At 72.0% G+C, this 13844-nt stretch carries 13 protein-coding genes; 9 read left to right on the top strand and 4 right to left on the bottom strand.

All coding sequences use genetic code 11. The annotated features are described in order from the left end of the window. The first annotated feature begins 58 nt into the window (after positions 1-58). Positions 59-469 (top strand): hypothetical protein, encoded by a 411-nt coding sequence (locus ACP4J0_RS13040; RefSeq protein WP_426598807.1) that lies wholly within the window; start codon positions 59-61, stop codon positions 467-469. 455 nt (positions 470-924) lie between these two features. Here the strand turns inward: ACP4J0_RS13040 and ACP4J0_RS13035 are convergent, their stop codons facing one another. Both ACP4J0_RS13035 and ACP4J0_RS13030 read right to left on the bottom strand, forming a co-directional pair. Next, the gene (locus ACP4J0_RS13035; protein ID WP_426598806.1) at positions 925-2400 is read right to left on the bottom strand and encodes a hydrolase; all 1476 of its coding nucleotides are present in this window, start codon (positions 2398-2400) and stop codon (positions 925-927) included. A gap of 138 nt (positions 2401-2538) precedes the next feature. Then, a complete protein-coding gene (locus tag ACP4J0_RS13030; protein ID WP_426598832.1) occupies positions 2539-3195 on the bottom strand; it encodes a pirin family protein in 657 nt (218 codons plus the stop codon). Positions 3196-3301: 106 nt separating this feature from the next. Here ACP4J0_RS13030 and fasR point away from each other — a divergent pair, with 106 nt between their 5' ends. From fasR to ACP4J0_RS13005, 5 genes are all read left to right on the top strand, one after another. Beyond that, a complete protein-coding gene (gene fasR / locus ACP4J0_RS13025; protein WP_426598805.1) occupies positions 3302-4507 on the top strand; it encodes a fatty acid biosynthesis transcriptional regulator FasR in 1206 nt (401 codons plus the stop codon). 89 nt (positions 4508-4596) lie between these two features. Next, complete coding sequence (locus tag ACP4J0_RS13020) at positions 4597-5559, top strand: ACP S-malonyltransferase (protein WP_426598804.1); 963 nt, start codon at positions 4597-4599, stop codon at positions 5557-5559. 17 nt (positions 5560-5576) lie between these two features. Further along, positions 5577-6608 (top strand): ketoacyl-ACP synthase III, encoded by a 1032-nt coding sequence (locus tag ACP4J0_RS13015; protein ID WP_426598803.1) that lies wholly within the window; start codon positions 5577-5579, stop codon positions 6606-6608. Positions 6609-6710: 102 nt separating this feature from the next. Further along, complete coding sequence (locus tag ACP4J0_RS13010) at positions 6711-6959, top strand: acyl carrier protein (RefSeq protein WP_052842858.1); 249 nt, start codon at positions 6711-6713, stop codon at positions 6957-6959. Between the two features lie 100 nt (positions 6960-7059). After that, a complete protein-coding gene (locus ACP4J0_RS13005; RefSeq protein WP_426598802.1) occupies positions 7060-8370 on the top strand; it encodes a beta-ketoacyl-[acyl-carrier-protein] synthase family protein in 1311 nt (436 codons plus the stop codon). Between the two features lie 143 nt (positions 8371-8513). Here ACP4J0_RS13005 and ACP4J0_RS13000 read toward each other — a convergent pair whose 3' ends face one another. Next, the gene (locus tag ACP4J0_RS13000) at positions 8514-9008 is read right to left on the bottom strand and encodes a DUF3145 domain-containing protein (RefSeq protein WP_426598801.1); all 495 of its coding nucleotides are present in this window, start codon (positions 9006-9008) and stop codon (positions 8514-8516) included. A 257-nt stretch (positions 9009-9265) separates the two neighbouring features. Here ACP4J0_RS13000 and ACP4J0_RS12995 point away from each other — a divergent pair, with 257 nt between their 5' ends. The 3 genes from ACP4J0_RS12995 to ACP4J0_RS12985 all read left to right on the top strand — a co-directional run bounded on the left by ACP4J0_RS12995 (position 9266) and on the right by ACP4J0_RS12985 (position 12951). Next, positions 9266-10177 carry an SGNH/GDSL hydrolase family protein gene (locus ACP4J0_RS12995; protein WP_426598800.1) on the top strand — a complete coding sequence of 304 codons (912 nt, stop codon included), beginning with the start codon at positions 9266-9268 and terminating at the stop codon, positions 10175-10177. A gap of 55 nt (positions 10178-10232) precedes the next feature. Further along, a complete protein-coding gene (locus ACP4J0_RS12990; protein ID WP_426598799.1) occupies positions 10233-11219 on the top strand; it encodes an aldose epimerase family protein in 987 nt (328 codons plus the stop codon). A gap of 439 nt (positions 11220-11658) precedes the next feature. Beyond that, a complete protein-coding gene (locus ACP4J0_RS12985) occupies positions 11659-12951 on the top strand; it encodes a pyroglutamyl peptidase (RefSeq protein ID WP_426598831.1) in 1293 nt (430 codons plus the stop codon). Here the strand turns inward: ACP4J0_RS12985 and ACP4J0_RS12980 are convergent. Beyond that, complete coding sequence (locus ACP4J0_RS12980; RefSeq protein WP_426598798.1) at positions 12914-13747, bottom strand: EI24 domain-containing protein; 834 nt, start codon at positions 13745-13747, stop codon at positions 12914-12916. The two genes, ACP4J0_RS12985 and ACP4J0_RS12980, sit on opposite strands and share 38 nt — an antisense overlap. Between the last annotated feature and the right edge of the window lie 97 nt (positions 13748-13844).

Genomic DNA, 13844 nt, shown 5'->3' with positions numbered 1-13844 from the left:
CGGGGCGCTCAAATGAGCGGTGCGAGGACAATGAGGTCGAAAGGTTCACGCTTTTCAGGTGAGCTACAGCCTGGGCCTCTACAGGTTCTCAGACGGTGAGTTGACCCGACCCGACATGGACGTGGTCCGGGCGGTTCTCTCGCCCGTGCGTGCCGGGCCTGAGAAGGTGAGCGACGGCGCAACGGAGTACTGGATCCGTGCCGCTGACGGCAGCGAGGCCGAGGTGGGCGTCTTTGGACACTTCATCAGTGTGGAAAGCCCGCAGTCCGGTGACGTATGGAAGATCGTCGTCGAGCTGACGGACCAGCTCGGTGCGGGGATCCTCATTCCCGACGGGACCTTCCTGTGCCGGGAGGACATGCGCGCGCACCTGCCTGGAGGCATGGAGAACGATTCGTTCTTCGCTCCGGCCATCACCCTTGAAGCCCTCGAGAGGACCGCAGGTCCGTTCAGGGACCCACTGACCTGACGTCTCATCGATACGTTCGATCTGCCACCGAAGGCGCCGACCGAAGTCGTCGCCGCGCGCGACAAGCCGGTCGGCGAGGTCTGCCGGGAACTGGCGCGGGCCGGGCTTCCCGTCCATCGGGCCGATCTCGACACCGACGGCCAGGAGGCACCAGGGCTCCAATCCGTCCGGCGCCGCCGCGCTCGCCATGGACGGGCGCGGCGATCGACACGCCGGACGGGCCCGCCCGGGTGGAGACGGCCGTGTTCCCGGTGCGCTGAAACCGGGATGTACCGGCTTCGGCAGGGGCCCGCCACCTGTGTCACCCCGGCGCCGTGTCCCGCACACCGGCCGGTACCCGGCGTCCACTGGTGCTCATCGGCGGGAGGAGCGACGACGGCGCGGCCATGCTCCCGGCTCCGGCATCCGGCTCCGGCACCGGCACCGGCTCCGCTTGAGTGGTCGGGCGGCACGGATCACACCGTGAGTTTGATCGCTTCGATCCACAAGTTGTTGTCGTGGGTACCGACGTAGGTGAACTCCAACCCGGCCCCGGGCTCGTCGCACGCCAGGCCGAGCCAGGTGTCGTTGTGGACGTAGGAGGTGTGGCAGACGGTGCCGGCGCCCCCGTCGACGCTGAGGGCGAACCCCAGCATGTGCGGGGCGTCCTTCTCGGTACTGCCGACGTGGACGTCGATGCCGTCGGCGGCATTCTGCCAGGGATCGCGGTACTGCCCCGCGCCATCGGTCGACGCGGGGTTGTGGATGTAGGCGCCGCTGGACGTGCCCTTGGTTCCGGACGAAGCGGTGTTGACGGCCGTGATCGGCGACCCTCCGCCCACGGAGCCCGCCGTGTCGCCGTCACACGCGACGTCGGACCAGCCCTGGCCCGCGGTGAAGACCCGGTAGCAGATGTGCCGTCCGGTCGGGTCCTTGGCGGCCAGTTGCTGGACGGCGGTCGCCGCGGTCCTCTCCGGTGCCTCGGCCTCCTGCTCCTCGGAGCCACCACCCCCCGCCCCGGCGCCGGATCCCTCTCCGTCGCCGGCCGCGGCACCCGCTCCGGCGCCGGCTCCGTCGGGCTGCTGGGTCCCGGCCGCGGCAGGGGGTGCCGGGATGCCGGCGGACGGGGCCTTCGGCGCCTCGGCGGTCGGTGAGGGAAGGGGCGGCAGGTTGCTGACGCCTGCTTCCTGAAGCTGTTCGGTGGCGGCGCTGCGGACCTGGGGCCTGTAGCCGATCCACAGCATCACGCACGTGATCGCCAACGCCATGGAGACACTGAGGCAGACCGCCAGCCAGCGCGGCAGGAATCCCCGCTGCACGTACGTGCCCTCCACGTCCAGCGGCGTCACCCCCGACCTCTGCACCGCCAGCGTGTAGGGCCGCTGCTCGGCCGACCCGAACCAGATGATCTGCCGCGGCTTGACCGTCGTCTCCACGAACGCCGCACGGCCCGGCTCGATCTGCACATTGCTCGGACGGATCTCGTACGACAACTGGTCACCGTTGTCGCTGCCACTGACCGACGCCGTCACCTTCGTGTTGCCCACGTTGTCCACGGCCAGCTTCGGGCGGCCACGGAAACGGCCCTTCACCGTCGTCGGCACCAACTCCGCCCGCACTTCCGTGAACGGGGTGATGGTGAGGTTCCCCTCCGGAACCGTCGTCGCCTCCGGATGCTCCGTCGGCGTGATCCGCACCGCGTACGGGTTCGGCCCCGCCGTGGCGTCCGGAGTGCGCGGCGGCGCGAACGTCAGCTCCACCGTTCCCGTCGTCCCCGGATACAGCCGCAGCGACTGCGGCTCCACGGTGGTCCAGGGTGCGAGAGAGCCCACCGCCTCGAAGCGGTACTCGTCCACCACGTCACCGGTGTTGCGCAGCCGCAGCCGCACCGTCGTACTGCCACCCGGGTCCACGGTCGCGGAGGCGGGCTCTAGGGAAGTCCAGAGGCTCACTCACGGACGTTAAACGCGGCCATGACACCGAGTCAGCAAGCCACGGGGCACCAGGAGTGCCCGAAGAGGCGGGTTCGGCTGCCCCCGCTCCCAGCGGGCGTCGAGACCGTTCCTGGTAACGGTCCCGTCCGGGTCGGGTCAGCTCCCGGCCATTTCCCAGACCAGCAACTCCGCCCGCGTCGCCGCCACCGCCTCCGCCCCCTCGGCGTCCGTGACGCGCACCGCGTCCCCGGCGCCCAGCGCCTCCCCGCCCAGCGTCACGTCGCCCCGCACCACATGGACGTACACATACGCCCCGTCCGGCACCGCCGTCCGCTCCCCCGCCGCCAGGCGGCGCACGTGGAGCATCGCGCCCGCCTCGGGGACCGCGTACGGGGTGGAGTCGGCGATGCCGCGGACGATCTCGTAGGCGGGCTCGCCACCGGGGTCGCGGGGAGCCAGCCACATCTGGACGAAGGTCAGGGGGGCGGAGCCGTCGTTGCGCTCGACGTGGCGGACGCCGGCCGCCGCGCTGAGGCGCTGTACGTCCCCGGCGCGGACGACCGTCTCGTGGCCCGCGGTGTCGCGGTGGGTGAGCTCGCCCTCCACCACCCACGTGACGATCTCGGTGTGGCTGTGCGGGTGCTCGTCGAAGCCGGCGCCGGGGGCGAGGCGCTCCTCGTTGCAGGCGATCAGCGCCCCGAAGCGGAGGTTGCCGGGGTCGTAGTGGGGTCCGAAGGAGAAGGCGTGCCGCGACTCGATGCCCGCCGCCGCGTCGCCTCCCGGGTAGCGCTCGTCGGCGCGCCGTACGTCCATCACGCCGCCCACCGTAGCCCCGGCACCCGGTGCCCCGGAGCGCGCGGGCCGGCAAGCGCAGCCCCGGCGACACGCCCGCCCGTCCCGATAAGGCAGTCTTGTCCCCGTGCCCGAACCCGAAACCAGCAAGCCCGAGCCCACGGCGCACGCCGTCCACCCGCATACCGCGACCCTGAAGCGGCTGGAGCAGTCCTCCGGATCGCTCGCCGCGCAGGCCATCGCGCGCATGGACGAGACACTGCCGTGGTACCGGGCCATGCCACCGGAGAACCGTTCCTGGATCGGTCTGGTGGCCCAGGCGGGCATCGCGGCCTTCACCGAGTGGTTCCGGCGCCCGGAAGCCCCGCAGGCCATCTCCACCGACGTCTTCGGCACCGCGCCGCGCGAACTGACCCGGGCGATCACCCTGCGGCAGACCGTCGAGATGGTGCGGACGACCATCGAGGTGATGGAGTCCGCGATCGACGAGGTCGCGGCTCCCGGGGACGAGTCCGTGCTCCGCGAGGCACTGCTCGTCTACGCCAGGGAGATCGCCTTCGCGACCGCCCAGGTGTACGCGCAGGCCGCCGAGGCACGCGGTGCCTGGGACGCACGGCTGGAGTCGCTCGTCGTGAACGCCGTGCTCAGCGGGGAGGCCGACGAGGGCGCCGTGTCCCGGGCCGCCGCCCTCGGGTGGAACTCGCCCGAGCACGTGTGTGTCGTGCTGGGCACCGCCCCCGACGGGGACTCCGAACTGACCGTGGAGGCCATCAGGCGTGCCGCCCGGCACGCCAAGCTCCAGGTGCTGACCGGGGTGCTCGGCGACCGGCTGGTGGTGATCGCCGGTGGCAGCGACAACCCGCTGGCGGTCGCCAAGTCGCTGATCGGGCCGTTCGCGCAGGGCGCGGTGGTGGCCGGCCCGGTGGTGCCCGACCTGCAGGCCGCGACGCGGTCCGCGCAGGCCGCCGGCGCCGGGCTGAAGGCCTGTACCGCCTGGCCGGACGCCCCGCGCCCGGTACTGGCGGACGATCTGCTGCCGGAGCGCGCGATCGCCTCCGATCCCTCCGCCCGCGAGCAGTTGGTGGAGGAGATCTACAGACCGCTGGAGGAAGCCGGGGCCGCGCTGCTGGAAACTCTCAGCGTGTATCTCGAACAGGCGAGCAGCCTCGAAGGCGCCGCCCGGATGCTCTTCGTTCATCCGAACACCGTGCGCTACCGGCTCCGACGTGTGACTGACGTCACCGGATGGTCACCCTCTGATGTACGGTCTGCGTTCACACTGCGGATCGCGCTCATCCTGGGGCGTCTGGCCGATGGAGATCCGCAACTCTGAGCTTTTGTCGAGGGTCCACAAAACCCCCTCGTGTTCTTCGTCCCTGTCCTCACGGGCGGTCGCGACCGTCCTCAAGAGAGAGTGTGAGAGTGCTCGTACTCGTCGCTCCCGGCCAGGGCGCCCAGACGCCCGGCTTCCTGACAGACTGGCTCGCCCTTCCCGGTGCCGCGGACCGCGTCGCCGGGTGGTCCGACGCCATTGGACTCGATCTCGCCCACTTCGGCACGAAGGCCGACGCGGACGAGATCCGTGACACGTCCGTCGCCCAGCCGCTGCTCGTCGCCGCCGGACTCCTCTCGGCCGCGGCACTCGGCACGTACGCGTTCGCCGCCGACGCGGCCGGCGCGGAGATCGTGCCGGGCGCGGTCGCGGGCCACAGCGTCGGCGAGATCACCGCCGCCGCGTTCGCGGGGGTCCTCGACGACACCGCCGCGCTGACCCTCGTACGCCGTCGGGGCCTGGCCATGGCCGAGGCCGCCGCGGTGACCGAGACGGGCATGTCGGCGCTGCTCGGCGGCGACCCCGAGGTGAGCGTGGCGCACCTGGAGAAGCTCGGCCTCACCCCGGCGAACGTGAACGGCGCCGGTCAGATCGTGGCGGCCGGCACCGTGGAACAGCTGGCCGCGCTGAACGAGGACAAGCCCGAGGGCGTACGCAAGGTCGTCCCGCTGAAGGTGGCCGGCGCGTTCCACACGCACCACATGGCGCCCGCGGTGGACAAGCTCGCCGAGGCGGCCAAGGCGCTCACGCCGGCCGACCCCAAGGTGACGTACGTCTCCAACAAGGACGGGCGGACCGTGGCCACCGGCGCGGAGGTGCTGGAGCGCCTGGTCGGCCAGGTCGCCAATCCGGTCCGCTGGGACCGGTGCATGGAGACCTTCAAGGAGCTCGGCGTCACCGCGCTGATCGAGGTGTGCCCCGGCGGCACCCTGACCGGCCTGGCCAAGCGCGCGCTGCCCGGTGTGAAGACCCTGGCCCTGAAGACCCCCGCCGACCTCGACGCCGCCCGCGAGCTCGTGGCCGAGCACGCCGGACTCGCCGAGCAGGCCTGACAAGGAGCGCGACAAGCATGTCGAAGATCAAGCCCAGCAAGGGCGCCCCGTACGCGCGCATCCTCGGCGTCGGCGGCTACCGCCCGACCCGGATCGTGCCGAACGAGGTGATCCTCGAGACGATCGACTCGTCGGACGAGTGGATCCGTTCGCGCTCCGGCATCGAGACGCGGCACTGGGCGTCGCCCGAGGAGACCGTCGCGGCGATGTCGATCGAGGCGTCCGGCAAGGCCATCGCGGACGCCGGGATCGACTCCTCGCAGATCGGTGCCGTGGTCGTGTCGACCGTGTCGCACTTCAGCCAGACCCCGGCCATCGCCACCGAGATCGCCGACAAGCTCGGCACGGACAAGGCCGCGGCCTTCGACATCTCGGCGGGATGCGCGGGATTCGGCTACGGTCTGACGCTCGCCAAGGGCATGATCGTCGAGGGCTCGGCGGAGTACGTACTCGTCATCGGCGTGGAACGGCTCTCCGACCTGACCGACCTGGAGGACCGGGCCACGGCCTTCCTCTTCGGCGACGGCGCCGGCGCGGTCGTGGTCGGCCCGTCCCAGGAGCCCGCGATCGGCCCGACCGTCTGGGGCTCGGAGGGCGACAAGTCCGAGACGATCAAGCAGACGGTGCCGTGGGACCGGTTCAGGATCGGCGACGTCTCCGAGCTGCCCCTCGACAGCGAGGGCAACGTCAAGTTTCCTGCGATCACGCAGGAGGGCCAGGCGGTGTTCCGCTGGGCCGTGTTCGAGATGGCGAAGGTCGCCCAGCAGGCGCTGGACGCGGCCGGGATCAGCCCGGACGACCTGGACGTCTTCATCCCGCACCAGGCCAACGTGCGGATCATCGACTCGATGGTGAAGACGCTGAAGCTGCCGGAGCACGTCACGGTCGCCCGTGACATCCGCACCACCGGCAACACCTCGGCCGCCTCGATTCCGCTCGCGATGGAGCGGCTTCTGGCGACCGGCGAGGCGAAGAGCGGCGACACCGCACTCGTGATCGGCTTCGGGGCGGGTCTCGTCTACGCCGCGACGGTCGTTACCCTCCCCTAGGCACTCCGTGCCGGATCATCCGGTCCGGGACGGAGACCAGCAACACCTGCCGCTGACGCGGCGGGCCGCCACACCCTCTGGACAACAAGAAGGAGCGCCACCATGGCCGCCACTCAGGAAGAGATCGTCGCCGGTCTCGCCGAGATCGTGAACGAGATCGCCGGCATCCCGGTTGAGGACGTCCAGCTGGACAAGTCCTTCACCGACGACCTGGACGTCGACTCGCTGTCCATGGTCGAGGTCGTCGTCGCCGCCGAAGAGCGCTTCGACGTCAAGATCCCGGACGAGGACGTCAAGAACCTCAAGACGGTCGGCGACGCGACGAAGTACATCCTCGACCACCAGGCCTGATCCGCCGTTGCTCGGGCGCGCCCCGAGCAACCGGACAGACTGCCCCGCCACCCGGCGGTGGCGCCGTACGAATCCGTATCCCGTTGGAGAAAGAATTCCCGTGAGCTCGACCAATCGCACCGTGGTCGTCACCGGTATCGGCGCAACCACACCGCTGGGTGGCGACGCAGCCTCTACCTGGGAAGGCCTGGTCGCCGGCAAGTCCGGCGTCAAGCCCCTGGAGCAGGAGTGGGCCGCCGACCAGGCGGTCCGCATCGCCGCGCCGGTCGCCGTGGACCCCTCCGAGGTCATTCCGCGGCCCCAGGCCCGCCGGCTGGACCGTTCGGCCCAGTTCGCGCTGATCGCGGCGCAGGAGGCCTGGAAGGACGCCGGTTTCACCGGCAAGGCCGGCGAGCCGGCCGAGGCGGACGACACCGCGTCGTCGGCCGCCGGCGCGAGCAGCGTCGACCCCGACCGGCTCGGCGCGGTCATCGCCTCCGGCATCGGCGGCGTGACGACCCTGCTCGACCAGTACGACGTGCTCAAGGAGAAGGGCGTCCGCCGCGTCTCCCCGCACACCGTCCCCATGCTGATGCCGAACGGCCCGTCGGCCAACGTGGGTCTGGCCGTGGGCGCCCGCGCGGGCGTGCACACGCCGGTCTCCGCCTGCGCGTCCGGCGCCGAGGCCATCGGCTACGCCATCGAGATGATCCGCACCGGCCGCGCCGACATCGTCGTCGCGGGTGGCACGGAAGCGGCCATCCACCCGCTGCCCATCGCCGCGTTCGGCAACATGATGGCGATGTCCAAGAACAACGACGACCCGCAGGGCGCCTCGCGCCCCTTCGACACGGGCCGCGACGGCTTCGTCCTCGGTGAGGGCGCCGGCGTCCTCGTCCTGGAGTCCGCCGAGCACGCCGCGGCACGCGGTGCCCGCGTCTACGCGGAAGCGGTCGGCCAGGGCATCTCCGCCGACAGCCACGACATCGTGCAGCCGGAGCCGGAAGGCCGCGGCATCTCGGCCGCACTGCAGAACCTGCTGGACCGCACCGACCTGGACCCGGCCGAGATCGTGCACGTCAACGCGCACGCCACCTCCACGCCCGCCGGTGACATCGCCGAACTGAAGGCGCTGCGCAAGGTCCTCGGCGACGACGTCGACCACATGGCGGTCTCCGGCACCAAGTCGATGACCGGTCACCTCCTCGGTGGCGCGGGCGGCGTCGAGTCCGTCGCGACCGTGCTCGCCCTGTACCACCGGGTGGCGCCGCCGACCATCAACGTCGAGAACATCGACCCCGAGGCCGAGGCCGCGGCGGACATCGTCCGCGGCGAGGCCCGGAAGCTGCCCGTCGAGGGCCGTATCGCCGCGCTGAACGACTCGTTCGGCTTCGGCGGGCACAACGTGGTGCTGGCGTTCCGGACGGTCTGAGCGACGTCCGCACGCACCCGAACCACCTGAAAGGGGCCCCACCGGTCGGTGGGGCCCCTTTCACACGTCCTCGTACGGGTGTCTACGGCGTCTACGCGGTCTGCGCCTACGGGATCTACGGGATCTACGGGATCTACGGGGTCTCACACCACCTGGTGCAGCCAACGGACCGGGGCGCCCTCGCCCGCGTGGCGGAAGGGCTCCAGTTCGTCGTCCCAGGGCTTGCCGAGGAGCTTGGCGATGTCGGACTCCAGGTCGGTCTCGCCGCGCTGGGAGCGGACCAGGGCGGCCCGCAACCGGTCCTCGGGGATCATGATGTCGCCGTGGATGCCGGTGACGGCGTGGAAGATGCCGAGGTCGGGGGTGCAGCTGTAGCGCTCGCCCTCGGCGTTCGCGGACGGTTCCGCGGTGGCCTCGAAGCGCAGCAGCTGCCAGCCGCGCAGCGCGGAGGCGAGCTTGGAGGCGGTGCCGGCCTGGCCCTGCCAGGAGAACTCCGAGCGCCAGGTGCCCGGCGAGGCGGGCTGCCGGGTCCAGTCCAGGCTGACGCGCGTGCCGAGCACGCCGGCGATGGCCCACTCGACGTGCGGGCAGAGCGCGCGCGGCGCGGAGTGCACGTACAGAACTCCACGTGTCGTCACCGGAACCTCCGGGCTGAGCGGGACATCTCGGAACGGGTGGAACGGCCGTGACCGGGCGGGCCACGTTGATGGCGAGGCTACCGTGCGACGGGGCAAGGAGTGTGACGTACCGTCGGTCCCGCTGCCGACAAACCTCCGTCATTCACCCGGCAGGACGCTTGTGCGGGTGTGAGCCGTCACATCTCCGCCGTCGGGAACCCTCGCGCGGTGTCATGGGTTGAGGACGTTGGAGGCACGAGCCGAGGGGTGGGACCGGTATGGGGCAGGGGACGGGCCAGGGGCCCCGGAGCGGCCGTCGCCGTGCGCGCGCCGCGCTCGCCGTCCTGACCGCCGCCGTCCTGGGCGTGACCGGCTGCGACGTCGTGGGCGGCGACTCCCCCAGCCCGTCCGGTTCGGCGTCGAAGCGGCCGAAGCCGCCCCCGGTCTGGGACACGACCCCGGCGTCGGTCGCCGCCGTGGGCGACTCCATCACCCGCGGTTTCGACGCCTGCATGGTCCTGTCGGACTGCCCCGAGGTGTCGTGGGCGACCGGCAGCAGGGCCGAGGTCGGCAGTCTCGCCGTACGGCTGCTGGGGAAGACCCGGGCGGCCGAGCGGAGCTGGAACTACGCGGTCACCGGGGCCCGGATGGCCGACCTGGCCGGGCAGGTGACCCGGGCGGCGGCACGCGGACCCGAACTGGTGACGGTGATGGTCGGGGCGAACGACGCGTGCCGGGAGACGGCCTCGGCGATGACCCCGGTGGCCGACTTCCGGACCCAGTTCGAGGAGGCCATGGCCACCCTGCGCAGGAGCCTGCCCAAGGCGCAGGTGTACGTGGCGAGCATCCCGGACCTGAAGCGGCTGTGGTCCGAGGGGCGCACCAACCCGCTGGGCAAGCAGGTGTGGAAGCTGGGCATCTGCCCGTCGATGCTGGGCGACGCGGACTCCATGGACTCGGCGGCGAAGCTGCGGCGGAACACCGTGCGGGAGCGCGTGCAGGACTACAACGAGGTTCTGCGGGAGGTCTGCGCGAAGGACCGGCGGTGCCGCACCGACGACGGCGCGGTGCACGAGTTCCGGTTCGGGACCGACCAGTTGAGCCGCTGGGACTGGTTCCACCCGAGCGTGGACGGCCAGGCCCGGCTCGCCGAGATCGCGTACCGCGCCGTCACCGCCGAACAGCACTGACCGGCACTGACCGGTGCCGACCGGCGCTGACCTGGCGTGTCCTAGAGTTCCGCACATGAACGAACTCTTCGGCACACTTTCCGACGGCACCCCCGTCCACCGCTGGACCCTGGAGCGGGCCGGCGTACGGGTACGGGTCCTGTCGTACGGCGGGATCGTGCAGTCGGCCGAGGTCCCGGACCGGGACGGCAACACCGCCGACGTGGTGCTGGGGTTCCCCGACCTGGACGGCTACGTGGCGCACCCGGAGCCCTACTTCGGCGCGCTCGTCGGACGGTACGCCAACCGGATCGCCGGCGGCCGTTTCCCGCTGGACGGGCGGACGTACACGCTGGCGCCGAACAACGGGCCGAACTCGCTGCACGGCGGCGAGCGCGGCTTCGACAAGCGCGTGTGGGACGTGGAGCCCGTCGGGGACGGCGCGCACGCTGTCCGGCTGAGCCGGGTCGGCGCGCACGGCGAGGAGGGCTTCCCGGGCCGGCTGGAGATGTCGGCGACGTACACGCTGGAGGAGTCGGGCGCGCTGCGGATCGCGTACGAGGCGGTCACGGACGCGCCGACCGTGCTGAACCCGACCAACCACAGCTACTTCAACCTGGGCGGGGCGGGAACGGGGCACGCGGGAGGCCACGAACTGCGGCTCGCCGCCTCCCGGATCACGCCGGTCGACGCCGACCTGATCCCGACGGGCGCCCTGGAGGACGTCGCGGGCACGCGCTTCGACTTCCGGCAGGCGCGGAAGGTCGGCACCGGCTACGACCACAACTTCGTCCTCGACAAGGGGGTGACCGACACCGCCGAGGAGGTCGCCGAGCTGTACGACCCGGCGTCGGGGCGCGTGCTCACGGTGGCGACGACCGAGCCCGGCCTCCAGCTGTACACCGCCGACCACCTGGGCGAACCGTTCACGCCCGGTGACGGCATCGCGCTGGAGACCCAGCACTTCCCCGACTCCCCGAACCGGCCGGAGTTCCCGAGCACGGTGCTGCGGCCGGGCGAGGTGTTCCGCTCGGAGACGGTGTACGGCTTCTCGGCGCGGTAGGCGGGGAGCGGCGTACCCGGTACCGGTGCCCGACGCCGGTGCTCGACACCGGCACTCGACACCGGTGCTCGACGCCCGTACTCGACGGGTTACCGAGCCCCGGCCCGGATGTCAGGTCCCGGGCCGGGGCTGTTCGTGGGGGGTGCGTCCCTCGAAGGGCGTTCCTGCTCAGACGTTAACCGCCGTGGTGGTCCCGGGGCCGGTGATCGGGCGTCCGGTCCGGAGTTCGTACCAACCCTTCACAAACGCCCACGAGCCGGTCGCCGCGCTGCGCGGTGCCGCCTCGCCGGCCCGGTGGCCACGAGGCCACGCGCCATGGCGCACGCCCCTTACGTCACGCGATACTGCCGCCGTCCGACGAGCACCCCACGGCGACGGAAGGACCTGGACTCCCTTGACACACACACGCGTTCGGATCGGCGTACTCGGACTGGCCCTGATGGCGGGGCTCGCGGTCCCGGCGACGGCCACGGCGGCGCACCCGGCCGCCGCACCCGCACCCGGGACCGCGCCCGCACCGACCGTCGAAGAGCGGCGGCTCGACGGTGACGTACCCCAGGAGATCCTGCGACGGTCCGGATTCGACGCGGTGGCACCGGGGTTCGCCCGCGGGCTCGGGCGGGCGGACTCCTACCGCGAGGCCCGCCGTGTCGTCGCCCGGGAGGGCTCGGCACTGTGGCGGCGGGCCGTGGACCGGGCGCAGGGGCGCGGACCGGCCCGCGGGGACCTCAGCCGGGACGACGACCGGCCGCTGTACTGGGCGCGGCTCGGGATGACGCGGGAACTGCGCGTCTGGGACCCGGGGTTCCGCCTGACGGAGCGGCAGCGGGCCGCGCTGCTGGGGGACCTGGAGCGCGCCTCGCGCGGCCAGGACGACATCCGCCTGCCGCACACCGGGGCGGGCAAGGACGGCAAGGCCGACAGGGACGGCAGGGACGGCAAGGGCCTGAAGCGGGTCCTGCTCACCGGTTTCGACCCGTTCACCCTGGACCGCGACATCCGGATCTCCAATCCGTCCGGCGCCGCCGCGCTCGCCCTGGACGGCACGGTGATCGACACACCGGTCGGGCCCGCCCGGGTGGAGACGGCGGTGTTCCCGGTGCGCTGGCAGGACTTCGGGGAGGGCGTGGTGGAGCGGGCGCTGCGGCCGTACCTGCCGGAGGTGGATCTGTTCACGACCGTGAGCCAGGGCCGGGTCGGCCGGTTCGACGTGGAGCGGACCAATGGGGCCTGGCGGGGCGGTTTCCCCGACAACGAGAATGTGTCCCGCACGGAGACGGTGCCCGTCGCCGACCCGGCCTCGCAGCCGCAGTGGACGACGACCACGCTGCCGTACGAGGCGATCGCGGCCGCGGACACCGGCCGCTTCCCCGTGTACGACAACACGAGCGTGACCGAGATCCCGGCGGGCGGCACCGAGCCGGTGGTACGGCCGGACGGGCCCACGCCCGGTTCGACGGCTCGCGCGGGGGGCGGCGGGGACTACCTCTCCAACGAGATCGCCTACCGGGCGACCCTGCTGCGGGACCGGCTCGGGCTGCACGGCACGCTGCCGGGCGGGCACGTCCACACGCCGGTGCTGCGGTTCGGGGCCGGGAACACCGATCCGGCCACCGGGACCGTCACCGATCCCGCGTTCGTGCGCAACCGGCTGGACATCGTGGCGCAGGTACGGGCGATCGTGGCCGTGGCGGTCAGTGCGCCGGGGCCGGGCCGGCCGGACCGGAGCTGACCGCCGGGCCGGCGGAGCCGCCGTCGGGCCGGTCGTCGGCGCCGTCACGGGTCTCCTCGCCCAGCAGTTCGCGGGCGAGGAGCGTGGCGCCGGCGACCGCGCCCGGCATCAGGAACACGGCGACGAACGGCACCAGGAAGGCCACGCCCAGCGGGGTGCCGAAGCCCCAGACCAGCATCTTGCGCGAGCGCAGGAGAGCGAGGCGGTCGCGCAGCTCGACCCCGCGGCGCTGGAGGGCTACGGAGGTCAGTTCCTCGGTGAGGAAGAAACCGGTGACGACGAAGCCGATCACCGGGACCACCGTCTGGCCGACGACCGGGATGAGACCGAGGGCGAAGAGCAGTACGCCCCAGACGGCGGCGCGGACGAGGACCCGGAGGCTGTCGCGGCCCGAGATCCACAGCTCGCGCATGAGCGGCAGGTTCGACTCGGGGGCGGTGCCGTCCGGGGAGACGTCGCGGTCGACCCGCTCGGAGAGGCTCTCGTAGAAGGGCTGGCCGACCAGCAGCGTGACCGCGGTGAAGGTGAGGACGGCCAGGAGCAGGGAGAGCGCGAACAGGACGGCGGTGAGCACACCGCGGAAGAGTCCGAGCCAAGGGCTCGACCAGTCGTCGGCGAAGGGGGTCGCCCAGGCGACGAAGTCCGTGCCCCACAGCGCCAGCGCGACCAGCGCCGCCGCGTACAGGACCAGTGTGATCAGGCCCGGGACGAGCCCGAAGCCGTAGCTCTTGCCGTGCCGGGCCACCCAGCGCTGGCCCTTCAGGAGTTGGCCGAATCCCGCCCCAAGATCGCGCATGGGCAGAACTCTACCGGTCGGCAACGGCGCTCCCCCGCCGTGATCCCAGCGGTCGTACCGGGGGGGGTGGCGTGCGGGGCGGCGCCCAGGATGTGAG

It is taken from the genome of Streptomyces sp. WG7 (assembly GCF_049975785.1).
GTDB lineage: Bacteria > Actinomycetota > Actinomycetes > Streptomycetales > Streptomycetaceae > Streptomyces.
The sequence above is the reverse complement of the archived record's forward strand: the minus strand, read 5'-3'. Positions and strand labels throughout refer to the sequence as shown.

What these genes read in the sequence shown, in the direction of transcription:
- ACP4J0_RS13030 (WP_426598832.1), bottom strand. Translation starts at nt 3,195, where the DNA reads ATGGACGTACGGCGCGCCGACGAGCGCTACCCGGGAGGCGACGCGGCG.
- ACP4J0_RS13015 (WP_426598803.1), top strand. Translation starts at nt 5,577, where the DNA reads ATGTCGAAGATCAAGCCCAGCAAGGGCGCCCCGTACGCGCGCATCCTC.
- ACP4J0_RS13010 (WP_052842858.1), top strand. Translation starts at nt 6,711, where the DNA reads ATGGCCGCCACTCAGGAAGAGATCGTCGCCGGTCTCGCCGAGATCGTG.
- ACP4J0_RS12995 (WP_426598800.1), top strand. Translation starts at nt 9,266, where the DNA reads ATGGGGCAGGGGACGGGCCAGGGGCCCCGGAGCGGCCGTCGCCGTGCG.
- ACP4J0_RS12990 (WP_426598799.1), top strand. Translation starts at nt 10,233, where the DNA reads ATGAACGAACTCTTCGGCACACTTTCCGACGGCACCCCCGTCCACCGC.
- ACP4J0_RS12985 (WP_426598831.1), top strand. Translation starts at nt 11,659, where the DNA reads ATGGCGGGGCTCGCGGTCCCGGCGACGGCCACGGCGGCGCACCCGGCC.
- ACP4J0_RS12980 (WP_426598798.1), bottom strand. Translation starts at nt 13,747, where the DNA reads ATGCGCGATCTTGGGGCGGGATTCGGCCAACTCCTGAAGGGCCAGCGC.